Origin of the sequence: Agromyces sp. NPDC056389 (assembly GCF_042262385.1) — a bacterium.
Lineage (GTDB): Bacteria > Actinomycetota > Actinomycetes > Actinomycetales > Microbacteriaceae > Agromyces.
Map to the genome: position 1 here is coordinate 822,609 of NZ_JBHJPN010000001.1, position 19,749 is coordinate 842,357.

Annotated in this window: 24 protein-coding genes and 1 tRNA gene; 7 read left to right on the forward strand and 18 right to left on the reverse strand. The window is 70.2% G+C overall.

Translation table 11 applies throughout. The annotated features are described in order from the left end of the window. Positions 1-14 precede the first annotated feature (14 nt). Positions 15-1,304 (forward strand): MFS transporter, encoded by a 1,290-nt coding sequence (locus ACFCVM_RS03865; protein WP_375834076.1) that lies wholly within the window; start codon positions 15-17, stop codon positions 1,302-1,304. Positions 1,305-1,313: 9 nt separating this feature from the next. Here the strand turns inward: ACFCVM_RS03865 and ACFCVM_RS03870 are convergent, their stop codons facing one another. The 13 genes from ACFCVM_RS03870 to ACFCVM_RS03930 all read right to left on the reverse strand — a co-directional run bounded on the left by ACFCVM_RS03870 (position 1,314) and on the right by ACFCVM_RS03930 (position 9,546). Next, entirely contained in the window at positions 1,314-1,613 is a 300-nt protein-coding gene (locus tag ACFCVM_RS03870) for a hypothetical protein (RefSeq protein WP_375834079.1), read from the reverse strand. Continuing rightward, positions 1,610-2,008: a PPOX class F420-dependent oxidoreductase gene (locus ACFCVM_RS03875; protein ID WP_375834082.1), complete on the reverse strand. Its 399-nt coding sequence runs from the start codon at positions 2,006-2,008 to the stop codon at positions 1,610-1,612. Before ACFCVM_RS03875 ends, ACFCVM_RS03870 begins: the two co-directional genes overlap by 4 nt. A gap of 70 nt (positions 2,009-2,078) precedes the next feature. Then, complete coding sequence (locus ACFCVM_RS03880) at positions 2,079-2,996, reverse strand: hypothetical protein (protein WP_375834084.1); 918 nt, start codon at positions 2,994-2,996, stop codon at positions 2,079-2,081. Then, a complete protein-coding gene (locus ACFCVM_RS03885) occupies positions 2,993-3,574 on the reverse strand; it encodes a hypothetical protein (RefSeq protein WP_375834087.1) in 582 nt (193 codons plus the stop codon). Before ACFCVM_RS03885 ends, ACFCVM_RS03880 begins: the two co-directional genes overlap by 4 nt. Next, positions 3,571-4,350: a hypothetical protein gene (locus ACFCVM_RS03890; RefSeq protein WP_375834090.1), complete on the reverse strand. Its 780-nt coding sequence runs from the start codon at positions 4,348-4,350 to the stop codon at positions 3,571-3,573. Before ACFCVM_RS03890 ends, ACFCVM_RS03885 begins: the two co-directional genes overlap by 4 nt. Before the next feature lie 198 nt (positions 4,351-4,548). Then, complete coding sequence (locus tag ACFCVM_RS03895; RefSeq protein WP_375834093.1) at positions 4,549-4,938, reverse strand: hypothetical protein; 390 nt, start codon at positions 4,936-4,938, stop codon at positions 4,549-4,551. Between the two features lie 18 nt (positions 4,939-4,956). Beyond that, positions 4,957-5,415, reverse strand: a complete 459-nt coding sequence (locus ACFCVM_RS03900) for a pilus assembly protein TadG-related protein (RefSeq protein ID WP_375836648.1) — start codon at positions 5,413-5,415, stop codon at positions 4,957-4,959. Then, on the reverse strand, positions 5,415-5,882 hold the full coding sequence (locus tag ACFCVM_RS03905; protein ID WP_375834095.1) for a hypothetical protein: 468 nt from the start codon (positions 5,880-5,882) through the stop codon (positions 5,415-5,417). The genes ACFCVM_RS03900 and ACFCVM_RS03905 overlap by 1 nt, the downstream gene beginning before the upstream one ends. Beyond that, positions 5,857-6,255, reverse strand: a complete 399-nt coding sequence (locus ACFCVM_RS03910) for a TadE/TadG family type IV pilus assembly protein (RefSeq protein WP_375834098.1) — start codon at positions 6,253-6,255, stop codon at positions 5,857-5,859. Before ACFCVM_RS03910 ends, ACFCVM_RS03905 begins: the two co-directional genes overlap by 26 nt. A 29-nt stretch (positions 6,256-6,284) precedes the next feature. Next, positions 6,285-6,452, reverse strand: a complete 168-nt coding sequence (locus ACFCVM_RS03915) for a hypothetical protein (protein WP_375834101.1) — start codon at positions 6,450-6,452, stop codon at positions 6,285-6,287. Between the two features lie 54 nt (positions 6,453-6,506). Next, the gene (locus tag ACFCVM_RS03920; RefSeq protein ID WP_375834104.1) at positions 6,507-7,460 is read right to left on the reverse strand and encodes a type II secretion system F family protein; all 954 of its coding nucleotides are present in this window, start codon (positions 7,458-7,460) and stop codon (positions 6,507-6,509) included. After that, on the reverse strand, positions 7,448-8,317 hold the full coding sequence (locus ACFCVM_RS03925) for a type II secretion system F family protein (protein ID WP_375834107.1): 870 nt from the start codon (positions 8,315-8,317) through the stop codon (positions 7,448-7,450). Before ACFCVM_RS03925 ends, ACFCVM_RS03920 begins: the two co-directional genes overlap by 13 nt. Then, positions 8,314-9,546, reverse strand: coding sequence for a CpaF family protein (locus ACFCVM_RS03930; RefSeq protein WP_375834110.1), 1,233 nt, complete (start codon positions 9,544-9,546; stop codon positions 8,314-8,316). Before ACFCVM_RS03930 ends, ACFCVM_RS03925 begins: the two co-directional genes overlap by 4 nt. Before the next feature lie 141 nt (positions 9,547-9,687). Here ACFCVM_RS03930 and ACFCVM_RS03935 point away from each other — a divergent pair, with 141 nt between their 5' ends. The 3 genes from ACFCVM_RS03935 to ACFCVM_RS03945 all read left to right on the forward strand — a co-directional run bounded on the left by ACFCVM_RS03935 (position 9,688) and on the right by ACFCVM_RS03945 (position 11,300). After that, positions 9,688-10,965 (forward strand): acyltransferase, encoded by a 1,278-nt coding sequence (locus ACFCVM_RS03935; protein WP_375834113.1) that lies wholly within the window; start codon positions 9,688-9,690, stop codon positions 10,963-10,965. Between the two features lie 15 nt (positions 10,966-10,980). After that, positions 10,981-11,062 (forward strand) — tRNA-Leu (locus ACFCVM_RS03940). Positions 11,063-11,150: 88 nt separating this feature from the next. Beyond that, positions 11,151-11,300, forward strand: coding sequence for a hypothetical protein (locus ACFCVM_RS03945; protein ID WP_375834116.1), 150 nt, complete (start codon positions 11,151-11,153; stop codon positions 11,298-11,300). A gap of 49 nt (positions 11,301-11,349) precedes the next feature. Here ACFCVM_RS03945 and ACFCVM_RS03950 read toward each other — a convergent pair whose 3' ends face one another. Further along, a complete protein-coding gene (locus ACFCVM_RS03950; protein ID WP_375834118.1) occupies positions 11,350-12,216 on the reverse strand; it encodes an LLM class flavin-dependent oxidoreductase in 867 nt (288 codons plus the stop codon). 133 nt (positions 12,217-12,349) lie between these two features. Between ACFCVM_RS03950 and ACFCVM_RS03955 the strand changes: the two genes are divergently transcribed. Together ACFCVM_RS03955 and ACFCVM_RS03960 are read left to right on the forward strand one after the other, a co-directional pair. Next, positions 12,350-13,003, forward strand: coding sequence for a heme oxygenase (biliverdin-producing) (locus ACFCVM_RS03955; RefSeq protein ID WP_375834121.1), 654 nt, complete (start codon positions 12,350-12,352; stop codon positions 13,001-13,003). A gap of 172 nt (positions 13,004-13,175) precedes the next feature. After that, positions 13,176-13,916, forward strand: coding sequence for a DedA family protein (locus ACFCVM_RS03960; RefSeq protein ID WP_375836649.1), 741 nt, complete (start codon positions 13,176-13,178; stop codon positions 13,914-13,916). A 21-nt stretch (positions 13,917-13,937) separates the two neighbouring features. Here the strand turns inward: ACFCVM_RS03960 and ACFCVM_RS03965 are convergent, their stop codons facing one another. After that, complete coding sequence (locus ACFCVM_RS03965) at positions 13,938-14,858, reverse strand: cation diffusion facilitator family transporter (RefSeq protein ID WP_375834123.1); 921 nt, start codon at positions 14,856-14,858, stop codon at positions 13,938-13,940. A gap of 101 nt (positions 14,859-14,959) precedes the next feature. Then, entirely contained in the window at positions 14,960-15,895 is a 936-nt protein-coding gene (locus tag ACFCVM_RS03970) for an NAD-dependent epimerase/dehydratase family protein (protein WP_375834125.1), read from the reverse strand. Between the two features lie 93 nt (positions 15,896-15,988). On the opposite strand from ACFCVM_RS03970, the gene sigJ reads away from it, so the two are divergent. After that, the gene (gene sigJ, locus ACFCVM_RS03975) at positions 15,989-16,906 is read left to right on the forward strand and encodes an RNA polymerase sigma factor SigJ (RefSeq protein WP_375834128.1); all 918 of its coding nucleotides are present in this window, start codon (positions 15,989-15,991) and stop codon (positions 16,904-16,906) included. 72 nt (positions 16,907-16,978) lie between these two features. Here the strand turns inward: sigJ and ACFCVM_RS03980 are convergent, their stop codons facing one another. Then, a complete protein-coding gene (locus ACFCVM_RS03980; RefSeq protein ID WP_375834130.1) occupies positions 16,979-18,472 on the reverse strand; it encodes a sensor histidine kinase in 1,494 nt (497 codons plus the stop codon). Positions 18,473-18,500: 28 nt separating this feature from the next. Further along, positions 18,501-19,748 (reverse strand): CpaE family protein, encoded by a 1,248-nt coding sequence (locus ACFCVM_RS03985; protein ID WP_375834133.1) that lies wholly within the window; start codon positions 19,746-19,748, stop codon positions 18,501-18,503. Position 19,749: the final 1 nt, after the last annotated feature.

The window sequence follows — 19,749 nt, forward strand, 5'->3', positions numbered from 1 at the left end:
GTAGCGTCGAATCGATGACCGATTCCACGCCCCGATTCTCGTGGCGTTCGATCATCCTCCCGGTCTACCTGCCGACCCTCGTCTTCTCGCTCGGCGAGGGCGCCATGATCCCGATCGTGCCGCTCGTGGCGAGCGAACGCGGCGCCTCGCTCGCACTGGCCGGCCTCATCGCCGCGATGCTCATGGTCGGCGAGCTCGCCGGCGACCTGCCCGCCGGATGGCTCGTGGCCCGCATCGGCGAACGCAACGCGATGATCGGGGCGGCGATGCTCGCCGTCATCGGCGTGCTCATCGCCATCGTCTCCCCCACGCTGCCGGCGCTCGCCATCGGCGTCTTCCTCCTGGGACTCGCCACGGCGGTGTTCGGGCTCGCTCGGCACGCGTTCCTCACGAGCTACGTGCCGGTGCGCACGCGGGCTCGGGCGCTCTCGACGCTCGGCGGCGTGTTCCGCGCGGGCTGGGCGGTCGGCCCCTTCGTCGCCGCCGCGATCATCGCGGCGACCGGGTCGAGCGAGACCGTCTTCTGGGTGCTCGTCGGGGCGTGCTTCGCGGTGGTCGGCGTGCTCGTGCTGCTGCCCGACCCCGAGCGGGTGTTCGGTGCTGCGAGGCTCGCGCGCGAGGCATCCGCTGCTTCGACCGCGACGGATGCCTCGGGCGCACCGCTCACCGCGGGCGAAGCCGAAGCGGCGGCCGAGTCGTCGCCGAGCGTGTTCCGCGCGATCCGCGAGAACCGCGGGGTGCTCGCCCGCATCGGCACCGGGGTCGGGCTGCTCGCCGCGGTGCGCGTGAGCCGCACGGTCGTGCTGCCGCTGTGGTCGGTCTCGATCGGCATGCCGGCCGAGCAGGCCGCCCTCGTGATCGGCATCTCGGGCACGATCGACTTCGCCCTCTTCTACGCGAGCGGCCAGATCATGGACCGGTTCGGGCGGCTCTGGAGCGCGATCCCCGGCCTCCTCGGCATGGCCGTCGGGCACATCGCCCTCGCGTTCACGCACGACCTGCCGTCGAACGCCGTCTGGTTCACGGTCATCGCCGTCTGGCTGGGGCTCGCGAACGGCGTCACGAGCGGCATCATCATGACGCTCGGCGCCGACCTCGCCCCGAAGCAGAACCCGGCACCGTTCCTCGGCGCGTTCCGCATGATCGGCGACACCGGCGGCGCGGGGGCACCGCTCATGATCGCGGCAGTCACCTCGATCGCATCGATCATGGCGGCGAACGTCGCGGTCGGGGTGCTCGGCCTGGTCGGCGCTGCGATGCTCTGGCGCTGGATCCCGCGCTACGTGCCGCACCGGCGGCGCTGAGGAGGCGGCTCAGGCCGTCGGCGTGCCGAACGAGAGCACGACGAGGATGAGCTGGAAGACGAGCACGAACCCGCCGACCGTCACTGCGCCGATCCACAGCCACCCCGCCACGAGCGTCGGGTCCTTCTTCACCTCGCGCCGACCACGGAGCCCCAGCACCACGGCGAGCGCAGACAACGGCAGCGCGGCGAGCGCGGGGGTCAGCAACGACAACGCGGCGAGCACGACCGCGATGATCGCGATCCAGGCGTAGCGACGCCCGTCGGCCTGACCCGACCCGCCGGCACCTCGCCCTGCCCAGTTGCTCATCGCCCGTTGATCTTCTCGATCGCCATCACGAGTACGACCCGGTCGGCCTTGTCGGCGGGCGCCTGCTCGTTCGGGTTGCCGTAGCGCTTGCCGAGGCGCACGTACATCTCGCCCTCGGGGTCGGGCAGCGCCTCGATGAGCCGCCCGCGCACCTCGACGTACTTGAGCGGGTTCTCGGGGTCGGTCATCTCGAGCGTCATGCGCGGGTCGGCCTGGAGATTTCGGAACTTCGCGCGCTTCGAGGTGTGCGTGAAGCGGATCGTCTGCGTCTCGGGGTCGAACTCGAACCACATCGGGTTGACCTGCACCTCGCCGTTCGGCCGCACGGTGCCGAGGTGCGCGAACACCGGCGAAGCGAGGATGCGGGCGAAGTGGTCTGAGATCTCGACGGTCATGACTCCAGTCAATCGCACACCGCCGCCGCGACGAAACCTCTGGAGTCGGCCCGTCGATCCCGCGCCGCCGTCACGTCCCGAAGCGTTCGACGAGCACCCCGTGCCGAAGGCCGCGATCGCTGACCACGAGCGAGTCGACGCCGAGCTTGTCGAGGACCGTCCGCACGATGCAGGCGCCGGCGAGGATCACCTCGGCACGCTTCGGTTGCAACCCCGTCAGCTCGCGGCGCTCATCGGCGGACCGGGTGCGGTAGAGCTCGATCTGGCGCTCGATCTCGGCGACGTCGAGCCGGGTGCCCTGGATCGCCTCGGGGTCGTACCGCTCGAGCCCGAGGCTGACCGCCGCCATGTTGGTGATGCCCCCGCCCATCCCGACGACCAGCTCGGGTGCCTCGCGCCCGTCGAGGCGCGAGAGCTCCGTGCCGATCGCGTCACGTGCCGCGATGACGGTCTCCTGCGGCACGGTCCCGTCGAGACCGAACCGCTCCGTGAAGCGGGCGGCGCCGACGTTCACGCTGAACTGCTCCGCGATCCGTCCCGGCGCCCCGAACGTGAACTGCGAACTGCCTCCTCCGGTGTCGAACACGACGACACCGCCGGCGACGCCGAGCGCCGACGTCGCCGCGACGTAGGCGAGTCTGGCCTCGTCCTCCCCCGGGAGCACCGCGATCTCGACACCGAACCGCGTACGGACTGCTGCGATGAGCTCGCCGGCGTTCGGGGCGATCCGCATGCCCGCTGTCCCGACGGCGACGATCGCCTCGACGCCGAGGCCCGCGGCCTCCGCGACCATGCCCCCGATCGCGTCGATAGTCCGTGCGATCGGCTCGGGCCTCAGTCGGCCCGTCTCGTCGAGGCCCTCGCCGAGTCGCGTGACCTCTGCGCGGTCGGCGATCATCCGCCATGTTCCGTCTGGGGCGCGCTCGCCGATGTGCAGCTTGACCGAGTTCGTCCCGACGTCGATGACGGCGAACCTGCGGCCGCTCATCCCGCACCCGCGATCGCCTTGAGCACACGAGCCATGCAGGTGTTCGGTCGGTCGGCGAGACCGAGGTCGGCGACCGCGGCGATGACGACGGCGGGATCCTCCATCTCGACCGCGATCGTGCGCGTCGAACGGCCTTCCGCCGTCAGTTCCGAGAGCTCGGCCATGGCGCCGCCGACCGTGTACCTGGCCCGCCGCTTGTGCACGCCGAGCGCCCGGAGTTCGGGGCGAGGGAGAACGACCTCTGCGACCAGCTCGTCGAGCGTGTACGCGTCGCGGTCGAGCTGCGGTCGATCCAGCCCGAGCTCATCGAGCACCGCGACGACGTCGGCGCCGGGCAGTGGGAACTCCGCCTTCAGGATGGGGAGCCACTGCTCGAGTCCGTCGTCGTTCACCGCCTCGAGGTGCTTGACGTCCATCAGCCCGCCGCGCACCTTGACCGAGGCGTCGCTGCGCACCGACAGCAGGTAGGTCTCATCGCTCTCCTCGACCCTCGCCGGTGTCAGCGCGGCGAAGAAATCCTCGGCGGGTCCGAAGGTCTCGCCGAAGGTGCGCCACTCCCAGCGCGGGGTGATCGTCATGCGCCGACCTGGAGATCCGCGGCGAAGTACTCGAGCGCCTTCCGCGTCTTCGTCTGCTGCTCGGCGGTGAGGTCGACGCCCCGGCCGGCGAGGAAGGCGCGTGTCTCGGCCGCCACTTGGAACGCCTCGGTCGTTCGACAGCGGGTGGAGAGTTCGACGATCCGACCTCCGTCAGGGTAGAGCCAGACCTCTGCGACCATGCGACGCCCCAGGCCTTCGGGGGTGAACCGAGCCTTGAGCACGAAGATCGGGCCGAGGATCGAGAGGTCGTCGAGCGTGATCCCGTCGGGCGCGTGCGCGCTGAAGAACGCCCGCTGCTCCTTGGAGAAGAGCTTCCGCAGCGGCCGTTCTCCCTGAAGCGCCGATTGCACATCGGTCGGGCTCAGCTCGCCTTTCATCGATCCCGAGCAGACGAAACCGCCGGGGAGCGCGTCGACCTCGACGGTGAACGACGCCGAGCTGCGAAGCCCCCTCGGCAGCGACGACGGCACGAGCGGGCGGAGCTTGACCACCGAGTCGTTGCCCTTCCCCTGGATCCGGCGCGCACGAACGACGACGCCGGCTCGGTCGAGCGCGAGGTCGGGGGTGTCGAAGAACGTGATGAGCCGGATCTGCGCGTCGAGCGGGTCGATGCCGAGCGCCGTCACCGTCGACCGCAGGGCCGAGTCCGGCACGGTGAGTTTGAGTTCGATGCTGTCGGACTCGACGAGCAACGGCAGCAGCTCCTGCAGCTGCTCGTCGGTGAGGCCCTGCCGCGTCGCTGCGGTGTCGGTCATGTGTTCCTCCCACCCGTCGGAACGCACGCCGACCAGCGGTCGGTCGTGCACAGGAGGGGCTGCTCGCGTCACCAGGTCTCCCCCATGAGCAACTCTCGACCCAACAGAGTGCAGCGTCAAGAGTTCGACGAAGGCAGCGGATGCCGCGAACGGGTCTCGATCTCATCGCCCGTCGGCGGGCGCCTGCTCGTTCGGGCGTCAGCCTCGTGCCGGGAGTGATCGCAGCGCAATCGCCTGACTGGCGGCGAAGAGCGCGATGTCGACGGCCACGGTCATGACCGCCACGACGATCAGCACCGTCGCCGCAGTTGCCGAGACGAAGCCGACCGCGAGCGCGGCGAGCACGTTCGCGATCATGACCAGGGCGAGCGCTCGACGCAGGGGCAACCGGGAGAGCATCCACCACACGCCGCCGGCCCACACGATCACCGCGACTCCTGCCGCAGCGATCACGAGCGGGGGCAGCGCGACGCCTTGGGCGATCCACCCGGCAGCGAGCGCGATGGCCGTTCCCAACACGGCGCAGTACGCGGCATCGAGTCGCAGGCTCCACCGACCGACCTTGTCGCCGTCGATTCGTCGCATCATCGCCCTCTCGTCTCACGACTAGTGGAACACAGAGCGGGCGGTCGCCGTCACCTCGATCGACACCGAGAACGGCAGCAGATCGGTGTGGATCGGCGCGTACCAGACGGCGCTCATCGTGACGGTCGCGCTCTGGCCATCGTCGGATGCCGCGCGCACGAGTTCGACATCGTCCAGGTCGTGGACCGCATCGGCGAGGTAGCCGCCTGCGGCCTGCCGCACCTCTGCCGAGTCGAGCTCGAGCGAGAGTCGGTCGCCGTCGACCTGCACGGCATCGAGACTCCACGCCTCCGCCGCGGCGAGCGCCGCACCGTCGGCGAGCGTGAACAGTCGCTTCCGTTCGAGGTAGAGCGAGGTCGCCGACACGACGACCAGGATGAGCGAGAGCCCGAGCACGCAGTAGAAGATCGTCAACAGCAGCGTCGATCCCCGCTCGTCGCGGGCGCGGTCGAGGTCTGCCCGGGCCCGGCCGCAGCGCATCACGGCCCGCTCCCGGTGCCGTCGCGCCTGGCGGCGAAGCGCGAGACCGTCTGCGTCGCACTCGCTTCGAGCGGCACGCTCGCCGCCTGATGGAGCGCGAGCACGTCGGGCACGAGCGGCAAGCGCACGCTCGCCGTGACCGTCACCTGCACGCGCTCCCCGGCGGCGAGGCAATCACCCGAGGGCATGCACGACACCGAGACGGATGCCGCGTCGGCGTCGACCCCGTAGTCGTCGAGCGCGACCTGTACGGCCCGCCGCACCGCCGCATCCGCAGCCTCGGCGTCGGACGCACGCACCGCGACCCTTGCGGCCTGTCTCGCCGCACCCTCGACGGCGAGTGCACCGCCCTGGATCGCCGACATCGCGAGCACGAGGTAGACGAGCGGCACGAGCAGGATCATGCCGACGGTCAGGAACTCGAGCGAGGCGGAGCCCTCATCAATCGAGAGTCTCGAGCGCAGCATGCCCGGTCACCTCCAGAGCCCGGTCGACGCCGAGGAGTCCGACGACGGGCAGCGGCGCCCGCACCGTCACCGACACCAAGGCGACTCCGTCGACCGTGCTGACTCCCGCTTCGATGTCGTCGGCGTAGTCGGCCGAGACGGCCAAACCGATGAGCTCGCGAGTGCGCTCGATTCCTGCCCCCTCGCTCGATCCGGCGAGCGCAGCGTATCGAGCGCCCTCGGCGGCCGCGTCGAGCACGGTGTTGCGCACGTGGAGGGCAAGGGCGAGCTGGACGACAGCGAGTGCGAGCACGGTGATGAGGATGCCGACGAGTGTGAACTCGGCGACGGCCGAGCCGCGTTCCTCACTCGCGATCGCCCGGAATTGCCCCACCGAGCGGCCGAGGGCGTCGCACTGTCGGCTCAGACGCCGAGGACGCGACTGATCGCCTGATCGAAGACTCCGGAGAGCGCCGGACCGGCGAGGCCCCAGATGACGATGACGAGCCCAGCGGTCATGAGCGTGATCAGCACCCATCCGGGCACGTCTCCCCGTTCGTCCTCGAACCGCCGCTTCATCGGATTGCGCATGTGATTCCCTTTCGTCGGTGTACGGAGAGATGCATTCGGTCCCGTCGCGGGTCATCAGAAGCCCGCCTGCAGCACGAGATACCCCGGAAACAACGCGAACGCGATCGTCACGGGCAGAATCAGGAAGATGAGCGGGACGAGCATCGCGACCTCCTTGCGGCCCGCCTGCTCGATGATCGTGCGCTTGGCCTCATCTCGGGCGTCGCCCGCCTGGGACCTGAGCACCGCTGAGAGCGGCGCGCCTCGCTCGAGGGCACCGAGCACCTGATCGAGCGCTCGCGAGAGCGCCGGATGATCGAGGTCGTCGCGGAGCCGAGCGAGCGCCTGCCCGAGCGGTACTCCCGTGCCGACGGAGGCGACGGTGGCCGCGAACTCGGTCGGCAGCACTCCAGCGCCGTTGCCGAGGCGGGCAACTCGACGGATCGCGTCGAGCATCCCCTCGCCGGCCGTGAGGCTCAGCGTGAGGAACTCGAGCACGGTCGGGAGCTCGGCGGAGATGCGCGCGAGGCGGCGGCGAGCAGCACGCTGCAGCGCCCAGTCGCGCACGATGGCTCCGAGAGCCGCGGCGAGGAAGGGCATTGCGATGCGCACGACCGCAGGCAGTGCGCCGAACGTCGGGGCGAGGATCGCGAGCGCCGAGGCGACCGCGAAGGCGCCGGCACCCCAGGCGAGTTGCTCACCTCGGAATCGCTCGACCGACGCGGCCGAGCCTGCCTGGCGCAGTCGTCGTGCGATCGTCTCGGCGCCGCCGAGCCACCCGGAGGCGGCGGTGCGAAGTGCCCTCAGGATCGGCCTCCCGAACAGGCCGAGCACCGGCGTCGGGTCTGCCGGGCGGCGGGCGAGCAGCGATCGCGCCTCGGCCGAGATGTCCGCGACGTACGGCGCCACGCGATCGATGAGCCTGGCACGACCGATTCGCGGCACCGTCGACAGCACCAGCCAGAGACCGAGACCGAGCACAGCTCCGCACAGGAGTCCGAGTGCGGGCGCGCTGTTCAGTGGAACCATCGACGCTCCTCCGGAAGGCGTCCGAGAGCGACCATCGCCTGATAGGCCACGATCGTCACCACCACGCCGGCGATGATGAGGGCAGCACCGGCCGCGGAATCGTAGGCGACGATCGCCTCGGGACGACTCGCGAGCACGATGAGGAGGAGCCACGGCGCCGCGACTCCGAGTCGGGCGGCATTGCGAATCCATGACTGCCGCGCGACGACCTCGGCGCGAAGCGCCGCGTCCTCTCGCAAGTACCCCGACAGACCACGCAGAACCGCGGTCACGTCACTGCCGCCGACCTCCCGGGCCATGCGCAGTGTCTCGAGGATGCGATCGGCGACCGGATCGGCGAGCGTCCCCTTCAGCCGGTCGAGACAAGCTCCGAAGTTGCCGGTGCGCCGAAACTCGTCGTCGAACGCGGCGAAGGCGGCCCGTGTCGAAGACGGACCGAGCACCGCCAGCGCACCGAGGCTGTCGGGAAGCGACATGCCGGCCCGAACCGACGACACGAGGTGGTCGACGACGTCGGGCCAGACGGCTCGATTGGCAGCTCGACGACGAGTGGCGCGAGCATGCACGAGGAGCGGCACGAGCATGGCGCCCAGTGCGGTCGCCACGATCGTCAGGACGGGAACCAGGAAGATCGCCTGCGCGATGGCACCCGTCACGAGCGCGAGCAGCGTTGCGACGATCACGATCACCGCGATCGGCACTCCGGACAGTCCGGCGAGCGCGAGCTCGTCGCCGATCCGATCGGTGGCCGCGCCGCGGGTGCGACCGGACTCGGCCCTCGCCGGCCAGAGCAGCGGCGAGAAGGTCAGGAGCACGCCGAGCCCGAGGAGCGCACCGAGCACGAGACTCTCGTTCATCGGGCCGCCGCCGAGAGCACGATGTCGGGGTCGAGTCCGACGGCCCGGTACTTCTCGAGTCGTGCGGGCGCAGCACCTGTCGCGATCAACGCACCACCACGAGTGACGAAGATCGCGTCCGCGTCGACAGCCGCGCCGGTGCATCCGCCAGACGGTGCCGTGATCTCGGCGACCCGCCGGTGTCCGTCGCGATCGATCGTGAGATGCACCACGAGATCGATGCAGCTCGCGACCGTGGGCACGACGAACGCCGAGTCGATGTTGCGACCCGCGAGGAGCGGCAGGGTGCAGAGCTTCGCGAGCGCGTCGCGCGCCGAGTTCGCGTGGATCGTGCACATTCCGGGAAGCCCGGAGTTGAGCGCGATGAGCAGGTCGAGGCTCTCGGCCTCACGCACCTCGCCGACGATGAGGCGGTCGGGCCGCATTCGGAGCGCCTCCTTGATGAGGCGACGAAGGGTGATCTCCCCTGTGCCCTCGAGACTCGGCTGACGGCATTGCAACGCCACGAGATCGCGCACGTCGAGGTCGAGTTCGAAGGTCTCCTCCACCGTGACCACGCGATCGACGGTACGGGCGGCGGAGACGAGCGCGTTCAGCATCGTGGTCTTGCCGGTGTGCGTGGCACCCGACACGAGGATGTTGGCTCCGGCGAGCACGCCCATGCGGAGGAACTCGGAGGCGTGCGAAGTCAGCGAGCCGAGCTCGACGAGCGCGCCGAGCGACCGGATGCGGCGCTGGAACTTACGGACATTGACGCTCCAGTGCGAGCGCGCCACGTCGGGAATGGCGACATGGAGACGCGAGCCGTCGGGCAGCGTCGCATCGACGAACGGCGACGAGAGATCGACGCGTCGGCCCGAGTGCTGCAGCATCCGCTCGACGAGCTCCCGCACCTCGCGGTCCGACAGCACGACCGTCGTGAGCTCGGCCACCCCGTGTCGGGCCACGAACACCTTCGTCGGCGCATTGATCCAGATCTCCTCGACCTCGTGGTCGTCGAAGAACGGCTGGAGCTGCCCGTAACCCGTGATCGAGGCGACGACGTCGCGCGTCGTGCCGAGTTCGTCGCCGAGCTGGGCGTGCGCGCCTGAGAGCGCGCGTTCGCTGTAGCGCCGCACCTCTTCGTGGGCGTACCTGGCGGCCGCCGACTCGTCGCGCGCGAGATCGACGCCGTCGCGCAGCACCCGCGTGCGCACCCGGTCGGCGATGGTGCGCACGGGGTCGGTCATGGCACCCATCATGCGATGCAGCGGATGCCTCGCCCCGAAGTTATCCACAAGCCGGCGAGCGCCGTAGATACGGGTGACGCCACCCGCACCGGAACCGCCCGTGCCGATCACTAGAATCGGCTGACCCGACCCGGAGGCAGCATGAGCATCTCACTCGACTCGGAGGTCGCGCGTGCGGCCATCGCGAAGCGCGATCTCGTCGTCGATCTCGCACGCGTCGCATGCGTGCTGCTCGTGGTGGTCATCCACCTGCTGATGATCGGCGTCGGCATCGGCCCCGACGGGGCGATCATCGCGTCACGCCCGCTCGAGGCCCAGCCCTGGTTCGCGGCCGCGACATGGGCGGGCCAGATCATGCCGCTGTTCTTCGCGCTCGGCGGGTTCACCGCGCTCACTGCGTGGCGCAGCCTCGAACGCCGCGGCGGAGATCAGGTCGACTTCGTGCGGGGCCGCGTGCTGCGGCTCGCCCGACCCGCGCTGCCCCTCTTCCTGTTCTTCTCGGTCGCCCTGGGTGCCGCAACGCTCGCCGGTGTCGACCCCGCGTTGCTCGACACCGTTGCCACGGGCGTCGGCAGCCCGCTCTGGTTCCTCGGAGCATTCCTGCTCGCGCAGTCGTTCGCCCCGATGATGGTTCGCCTGCACGCGGCGGCACCCTCCCGTACCATGCTCGTGCTGTTCGCCGGCGCCGTGCTGGTCGACGCCGCGCGCATCGCCACCGGCGTCGACGAGATCGGGCTCGCCAACCTCGTCTTCGTCTGGTTCTTCGTGCAGCAGCTCGGGTTCTGGTATTCCGACGGATGGTTCAGGGCACGCCACCCCGCACAGCTGCTCGGGCTCGTCGCCATCGCGTACGCGGCCCTTGCCGGGCTCGTGGGCGCCGGGTGGTACTCCCCCGACATGCTCGTGAACCTCAACCCGCCGACCGTGCCGCTCGCGCTGCTCGGCATCGCGCAGGTGAGCCTGCTCACCCTCGTGCACCGACCCCTCGCCGCGCTCATGCGCGGCAGGCGCATGCAGGCGGGCGTCTTCTTCCTCGGCTCCCGCGCCATGACGATCTACCTCTGGCACCTTCCGGTGATCATCGCCGTCGCGGGCATCGCACTGCTCGTTCCGCCACTGTCTCCCGCCCCGGGCAGTGCAGCCTGGTGGCTCTCGCGGATCGTCGTGTTCGTCGCCGTGCTCGCCTTCGTGCTCCTCGTGTCGATGCCGCTCGCGCGGTTCGAGACCGCATCGACGGCCGTGCCCGAGGGCTTCACACGCCCTGGTGGCGCGTCGACCTGGTTCGCCGCTGCGTTCACGTTCCTCCCGGCGTTCGCCGTGATGCAGTTCTTCCTCGACCTGCCGATCGCGATCGGCGGCGCGCTGTCGCTCGCGATCGCCCTCTGGCTGCTCCGGAGCCGGCGCACCCCCAACGCCTAGACTGATCGGGCACTCGCGGGAGTGGTGAAATCGGCAGACACGCAGGATTTAGGTTCCTGTGCCTTCGGGCGTGTGGGTTCAAGTCCCACCTTCCGCACTCGAACTCGACTCGTTTACGCGAAATCCTGTCGAACGGTCGGCGGTCGCGCTAGCGTCGAAACACCGACGCATCTGGAGGAACACTCATGACCGATTTCGTGGACCCGCTCGAAGAGCCGTTGAGCCTCGACCGCGACCCGAACCGCCCCGAATCGCTCGATCCCGAGATCAGCGAGGAATGGGTCGAGTACGACGCCGACGGCAACGAGATCAAGAAGGACGACACCTCAGCCTGAGACGCAGGCAGACGCCGGCGGCGCTGAACCGTCAGGCCGACCCTGAGCGTCAGGCCGACGGCGGCCCTGCCGCGATGCGCGCCCGTGCATACGCCTCGATGCGCTCGGCGGGCACCGACCAGTCGGACTCGAGCCACCACGTGGCACCGGCCTCGGCCCACGGCTGCACGATCGCGGTGTCGGCCGCGGCATCGGTGCCGCTCGTCGTGCCCTCTTGGATCACGTCGAACGGTCGATCGGCGAGCCCCAGGCGCGCGCGCTCGGCCTGGATCCACGCGATCGCCTCGGCCGCGATCTCGGGAGTGAAGAGGCGCGTCTGCTCGTCGGCGCTCTCGGGCGAGTTGCCAGGGGGCGCGTAGTTCGGGATCCACCCGTCGTACCGGGCGACCCGGCGCATCGACTTCATCCGCGGCCAGAGCCCGACGACCCAGGTGGGAATGCGGGGCTGCTGCACGATCGCGGGCGGCAGCATCGAGTCGGTGCGCTTCGCCCGGTAGTGCTGCCCCTCGAACTCGAACGGCTCGGCGCGCCACATCTGCTGCATCAGCTCGAGCGATTCGTCGAGCAGCTCGGCGCGCTGCCTGCGGCCTGGATCGTCTTCGAAGATCCAGAATCGAGGCTCGGCCTCGGAGACGCCGAGACCCGCCGAGAGGATGACGCGCCCGCCCGAGAGCCGGTCGACCGTCATGGTCTGGCCCGCGAGCTCCCACGGTCGGCGGCGCGGCACCGGCGTCAGCATCGTGCCCAGCTTGATGCGATCGGTCACCATCGCGGCCGCCGCGAGCGTCGACCACGGGTCGGTCGCCCAGATGCCCTCCCAGACGAAGAACCCGTGCCAGCCGGATGCCTCGGCGAGCTGCGCCAGCTCGACCGCGAGGCTCGGATCACTGCCGGTGTAGATGAAGCCGTGTCGCATGCGACCGAGCGTATGGTCGGCCACCGACATCCGTGGTCATCTTCGGCTCGCGGAACCGGACATTCGTGGCAGGCGCACGGTTGCGCCCCCTATGATGGTAAGGCAAACCTAACTTCACCGAAGGGTCGCCCCCATGACGATCGCCCCCACTGCCCCGGCCCGCACCGACGCCGAGCCCCTCGACGTCGCTGCGCTCGTGCGCGCGGCCTCCGCCGACGACCACAAGGCTGCCGAGTCCCGTGGCTACATCGTGCAGCTCATGGGCGGCGAGCTCTCGCTCGAGGAGTACACGCGCTACCTCGCCCAGTTCGGCTGGGTGTACGAGGCGCTCGAAGAGCGCGGCAGCCGCGACGGCGACCCGGCGGTCTTCGACCCCGAGCTCGCCCGCATGGCCGCGATCGAGGCCGACCTCGCCGCGCTCGGCGCCGCCGACTGGCGCACCTCGCACCCGGCGCTGCCCGCGACCGTCGAGTACGCCGCGCACCTGCGGGCGGTCTCCGACGACGACGTGCGCTACCTCGCGCACCACTACACGCGCTACCTGGGCGACCTCTCGGGCGGCCAGGCCATCGCGCGCCTCGTGGCCCGCCACTACGGCGCGACCCCCGAGCAGCTGAGCTTCTACCGTTTCGACATCGCCGAAGACGGGGTCGTGCGCTACAAGCGCGGCTACCGCGAGGCGATGAACGACCTCGCGCTGGCGCCCGAGCAGGTCGACGTGCTCATCGCCGAGGTCCGCACCTCGTTCCGCATGAACAGCGCGATCTTCGAGGCGCTCTCGGCCTGACCACTGCGGCCGTTTCGGCCGACGGTTTCACACGACGGCTCACCCCACGGGGTGAGCCGTCGTCATACTGCAGGCGGATGCCGCTCGCAATCCCCCTCGGTAGACTGCAACGAAACCACGCCGCTGACCCGGCAATCGCCGTGTCTCGACGCCGACAGGAGATCCCCCAGTGATCCACACCTCGCTCATTCCCTGGCTCGACCCCGAGACGATCATCTCGGGCGCCGGCCCATGGGCGCTCGTCGTCGTCTGCGCGATCGTGTTCGCCGAGACCGGCCTGCTCGTCGGCTTCCTCCTGCCGGGTGACACGCTGCTCGTGATCTCGGGCCTCCTCACGCACACCTCGCTCGTCTTCGGCGTCGACATCTGGTGGGTGTGCCTCGCCATCGGCATCGCGGCGTTCATCGGCGGTGAAGTGGGGTACCTCATCGGCCACAAGTTCGGGCCACGCGTGTTCGAGCGCAAGGAGTCGGGCCTGTTCAGCGTCAAGAACGTCGAACGCACCAACGCCTTCTTCGAGCGCTTCGGCGCGCTCGCGATCATCCTCGCCCGCTTCGTGCCGATCGTCCGCACCTTCGCCCCGGTCGCCGCAGGCGTCGGCCACATGAACTACAAGAAGTACACGCTCTACAACCTCGTCGGCGCGCTCATCTGGGGCGCCGGGCTCACGTACTTCGGCTACCTCATCGGCTACATCCCACCGATCGCCGAATTCGTGCAGGAGTACATCGACGTCATTCTCATCGGCGCCGTCGTGCTCACGCTCATCCCGACGCTCTGGCACTACTTCGCATCGGCACGCAAGGCGAAGAAGGCCGAGGAGGCCGGCGCCGACGTCATCACCGACGAAGAAGAGGCGGCCCAGCTCGTGCTCGACCCCGAGGTCTTCGAGCGCGGTCCAGAAGAGAAGTAGCCTCCCGCGGCATCCGTCAGGTCACGGATGCCGCGACTGCTCCTGTTCCGCCCGGCCGGCCGGCTCGAGCTGGAACGTCGAGTGCTCGACGTCGAAGTGCTCGCTGAGGCATCCGCCGAGCTCGTCGAGCAGTTCACCCGTGCGACCCGAGGCGAAGACCTCGGGCTCGACCTCGACGTGCGCACTGAAGACGTGCGAGCCCGAGGTGATCGCCCACACGTGCACGTCGTGCACCGCCACCACGCCGTTCGTGCGCAGGATGTGCGCCCGGATCTCGGCGACGTCGGTGTCTTTGGGCGCCGATTCGAAGAGCACCCGCGCGACGTCGCGGAGCAGCGACAGGGCACGCGGCACGATGAGCGCGGCGATCAGGAGCGAGGCGATCGGGTCGGCGGCATCCCAGCCCGTGACGACGATCACGAGCGCGGCGGCGATGACGAGGGCTGAGCCGATGAGGTCGCCGAGCACCTCGAGGTAGGCGCCGCGGAGGTTGATCGAGTCCTTCGCACCGCCCCGCAGCACGAGCATCGCGGCGACGTTCGCCACGAGTCCGATGGCGGCGACGACGAGCATCGGCACGCCCTGCACCTCGTGCGCCTCGCCCTCGGCACCGCTCACGAGTCGGCCGACGGCGCCGATCGCGACCGAGACCGCGACGACCACGAGGATCACGCCGTTCACGAGCGCCCCGAAGACCTCCGCACGCCGGTAGCCGTAGGTCTGGCGGTCGGTCGCCGGCCGGGCGGCGACGAATGCCGCGACGAGGGCGACGACGAGGCCGATGAGGTCGCTCGTCATGTGGCCCGCATCGGCGAGGAGCGCCAGCGAACCGCTGAAGACGGCGCCGATCACCTGCACGACGAGGAAGGCGCCGATGATGGCGATGGCGATCCAGAGTCGGGTGCGGTTCGCGGTCGCTGCGTGGTCGTGATCGTGTGCCATGTCCCATCCAGCGTAGGCCGGGAATCGGCGATCGGCCCTAGATAGGAATGAGACGCGTTCTCAGCCTGCCCACGCGCCGTTCCCCCGCCCGCAGCGCAGGCTCAACCGAGGCCCGTGCGGAATCCATCGCGCCAGCTCGGCCAGGTCGGCGCCCATCCGAGTTCGCGCTTCGCCTTCGCATTCGACGCGCCTCGCGCCTTCGTCATCATCGAGACGCCGTGCTCGCCGATGAGCGGCTTCGCGACCCACGCCGGCACGTGCATCGGCGGCTTCGCACCGATCGCCTCGGCGAGCGCCGGCAGCCATTCCGAGACCAGCGCCGGCTCGTCGTCGACGATGTTGTAGACGCCGGCAGCACCCCGGAGCACGGCAGCGGCGGTCGAGGACGCCGCGTCGTCGATGTGGCAGAACGAGGTGACCCCCGTGCCGCCTCCCACGAGCGGGAGCTTGCCGGCGGCGAGCATCGTCACCATCTCACCGCCGCGCCCGAGCGCCTGCCCGGGGCCGTACAACGCCCCGTAGCGCAGCGCGAGTCCCCCGACACCGGTCGTCGCCTCCTCGACGTGCCGGATCGCGGCGAGCGACTCCTTCGAGGCCTCCGTCGGATGCGGGTCGAGCGGATCCTCCTCGGTCTTCACCGCACCGCCCGTGCGTTCATACGGCCAGCCCGCGAAGCTCTGTGCGATGAATCGCTCCATGCCGACCTCCGCCCCCGCCGCGAGCAGGTGGTCGGTGCCCCGTGTGCGAAGCTCGTTCGTCGCGGCGAAGCTCCGATCGAAGTGCTTGAGATCCGACACGCCCCCGCTGAGCGCGGTGAGCTCGTGCACGATCACCTCGGGCCTGGCCTCGAGCACGGCAGAGCGCACGGATGCCGCGTCGAGCCCGTCCATCACGAGGCCGTGCGCTCCGGCCGCATCGATGGCGGCGACCCGCTCCGGCCGGGTCGTCGTGCCGAACACCTCATGACCGTCGGCCAGCAGCAGCGGCACGAGCCTCGTTCCGATGGCGCCAGTGGCGCCGGCGATGAATACGCGCATCTCCGTCTCACTCTCTCTCACCACCTCCGACGAGGAGCGCACCGCATCCGTGACAGCGGGACCGCGATGCGTCGCGTGTGCCATCCTCGAAGCATGACGATCACCGGCGAGACGCAGGAGGCTCTTCGCCCCCTCATGTTCTCCATCGCCTACCGCATGCTCGGGAGCGTCGTCGAGGCGGAGGACGTCGTGCAGGACGCCTACGTGCGCATGCACGAGCATCAGGCAGCCGGCGAGGAGATCCGCAATCCCGACGCCTTCGCCGTCACGGTCACGACCCGACTCGCCATCGACGTGCTGCGCTCAGCCCGCCGCAACCGCGAGGTCTACGTCGGTCCGTGGATGCCGGAACCGCTGCCCGACGACGATGCGGATCCCGCCCATCGCATCGAGCGCGACGAGACGCTGTCGTTCGCGTTCCTGGCCGTGCTCGAGCGGCTCGGCCCCGTCGAGCGTGCCGTGTTCCTGCTGCGCGAGGTGTTCGCCTACGACTACCGCGCGATCGGCGAGGTCGTCGATCGCGACGAGGCGGCGTGCCGCCAGATCCTGCACCGGGCGAAGGTTCGCATCGCCGAGCGGCGGTCGCGATTCGACGGCGTCGACGAACGCGACTCCGCCCTGGCGGAGGCGTTCTTCGCCGCAGTCGAGGCGGGCGACGTCGACGGTCTCGTCGACCGTCTGGCCGACGACGTGGTGTTCTACGGTGACGGCGGCGGCCGGGCGCCCGCCATCCAGCACCCCATGCACGGCGCGGTCGCCGTGGCGCGATTCCTGGCAGGACTCGTTCGGCGCGGAGCCAGGGTCGGCGTGCGATTCGAACGACGATCGGTGAACGGCGGCCCGGCGCTCTGGGTCCGCGGCCCCGACGGCGCGTTGCTGAGCGTGCTCATGGTGGCCTTCGCCGATGGTTCCGCGAGCGTGATCGCGAACCAGCTGAACCCCGGCAAGCTCGCGCATCTCGCACCGGTCGGCGACCTCGACGCGCTCCTCAGCGGCGAGGGCGAGGGCTGAGGCGGCGCCTCCGCCATCGGCTCGCGGCTCCGGACGGCGACAGGGACCGGCGGCCCGCGACATCCGTTCGGATCAGGCGGGCGCGATCCAGCGGAGCGGCACCTCGATCGTGACCTCGGTGCCGCGACCGACGACGGTGTGCCAGTCGATCGTGCCGCTCAACTCGCCCTGGATGAGCGTCCGCACGATCTGCGTGCCGAGCCCTTCGCCGACCTTGCCCTCCGGCAGGCCCGAGCCGGTGTCGCGCACCGTCACGGTGAGCGTCGTCTGGGAGCGGTCGGCAGTGATCTCGACGTCGCCCTCCTGACCGGCGAGGCCGTGCTCGACGGCGTTCGTGACGAGCTCGGTGAGGGCGAGCGCGAGCGGAGTCGCGTACTCGCTCGGCAGCACTCCGAACGAGCCCGAGCGCTTGGGGTGGGCCGTCGTGTTGTGCGCTGCGGCGACCTCGGCGACGAGCAGCAGCGTGCGGTCGAACACCGCATCGAAGTCGACGTTCTGCGAGAGCCCTTCTGAGAGGGTGTCGTGCACGACGGCGATCGCCCCGACGCGGCGCATTGCCTGCGTGAGCGCCTCGCGCGCCTCGTCGGAGTGCGTGCGACGCGCCTGGATGCGCAGGAGCGATGCGACGGTCTGCAGGTTGTTCTTCACCCGGTGGTGGATCTCGCGGATCGTCGCATCCTTGGTGATGAGCTCCTGCTCCTGGTGGCGGAGCTCGGTGACGTCGCGGCTCAGCACGATCGCGCCGATGCGCTCACCGCGGTGCCGGATCGGAATCGCCCGGAGCGAGACGGTGACGCCCCTCGATTCGACGTCGGTGCGCCAGGGTGCACGGCCGGTCACCACGAGCGGAAGCGACTCGTCGACGACGAGCTTGCCCGCGAGGAGTCGCGTGGTGACCTCGGCGAGCGACTCCCCCTCGAGCTCGTCGTCGAATCCCATGCGGTTGAACGCAGAGAGCGCGTTGGGGCTCGCGAAGGTCGTGATGCCGTCGACGTCGAGGCGGATGAGACCGTCGGAGGCGCGCGGGGCGCCGCGCCGCGGCCCGGTCGGCGCGCCGAGGTCGGGGAAGTCCCCCGACGCGATCATCTGGAAGAGCTCTTCGGCGCACTCGTTGAAGGTGAGTTCCTGCCGACTCGGCGTGCGCGTCGCGCCGAGGTTGGTGTGGCGGGTGATGACGGCGACGGGCTCTGGTGCGACACTCGTGCCGGTCGTCGTGAGGCGGCGCATGACGGGCACGGCGCGCACCCGGGTCGGCATCTCCTCGTACCAGTCGGGAGCGGATGAATCCACGATGCGAGCGGTCGAGTAGGCCTGGCCGACGAGCTCGCGCCATTGCTGCTTGATCTCCTGGCCGACGAAGTCGCGGTAGAAGAGCGTCGCGGCACTCGACGGACGCGAGTGCGCGACGGCGACGAACGCGTCGTCACCGGAGGGCACCCACAGCACGATGTCGGCGAACGCGAGATCGGCGAGCAACTGCAGGTCGCCGACGAGCATGTGCAGCCAGTCGACATCGGCCTGACTGCTGCGGCCCTGGGCGAGGACGAGATCACTGAGGGTCGACACGGTTCAAGCGTACTGCCCGGGCAGCACCTCAGCCGGTCGCCGCCCGTCGCAGGGCCGGAATCGCGAGAACACGACGGCGCGCCGGCTTCGGGGCGGGGAGGAACGCCTCGAGCGCGTAGTCGCGGATGGCCGTGCGCAGCGGCGAGCGCGGCGCCGCGTCGCGCAGCGTGCGGGCAGTGAGGATGGCGGCATCCGTCGCCCTGGAATCGTGCGGCAGGAGTGTCGCGTCGCCGTGTCCGCCGAACCGGCGCAGGGTCTGGCGCACCTGGGCGTGGGCGTCGATGCCGAGCGCGCTCGTGCGCACGCGGTTCACGACGAGGTCGACCCGCTCGGGGTCGACGAGATCGACGAGATCGACATGTCCCCGAAGGAGCCGGGAGAGACCGACGGGATCGGCGAGGCCCACGGCGACGACACGGTCGGCGGCGGAGAGCGCGGCGAAGGTCGCGGCATTGCGACGCGGCGCGAACTGGTCGCTCGTCAGCTCCTCATCGCGTTCGAGGCTGAAGCCGGTGTCGATCACCACGTACTCGACCCACTCTCGCATCGCCCCGATCGCAGCGGTGACCCGATCACCCGACAACTCTGGCCAGCGGCTCGGCCCGACGAGTCCCGTGAACACGTTGAACGCGGCGCGCGGCGCCGAGTAGCGCTGCGCGATGCGTTCGAGTTCGACGCGATCGAGTGCATCGGCGCCCGCGAGCCTGCAGGCCGACGCGAATCCCGGCGCTTCGTCGAGCAGGCCGAGCATCGGCGCGATCGCGCCGCCGTAGGGGTCGCCGTCGACGAGCGCGACGGTGTGACCGGCGGCTGCGATCTCGGCGGCGAGGTTCACGGCGAGGGTCGTGCGCCCGGGGGCTCCGCTCGGCCCCCAGACGGCGATGACGGATGCCGCGCGCTCCTGACGCGCGAGCGGGTCGCCGACCCGCGACGGCACCGGGACTCCACCGCTCACGAGGGGTTCGATCTCGGTCCACGGCGCCTCGTGATCGACGACCTCGAGCAGGCCGAGCTGCGAGGCGTGAGCTCGTTCGGCGTCGCTCGCCGCGAGCGCGATCAGTCGGATGCCCCGTTCATCGCAGCCGGCGAGCAGCTCGGCACTCAGCGTGGTGCGGGCAGCGCCGACGACGGCGACATCGGGGCCGAGCACGTCGAGGTTCTCGAGCAGGACGCGCCAGCTCGCCAGCCGCGCGACGACCGTGTGGCCGTGCTCGATGATGTCCGCGAGGATGCGATCCTCAGTGGAGCCGTCGAGCGCGAGCGCGAGCCGTGCCACG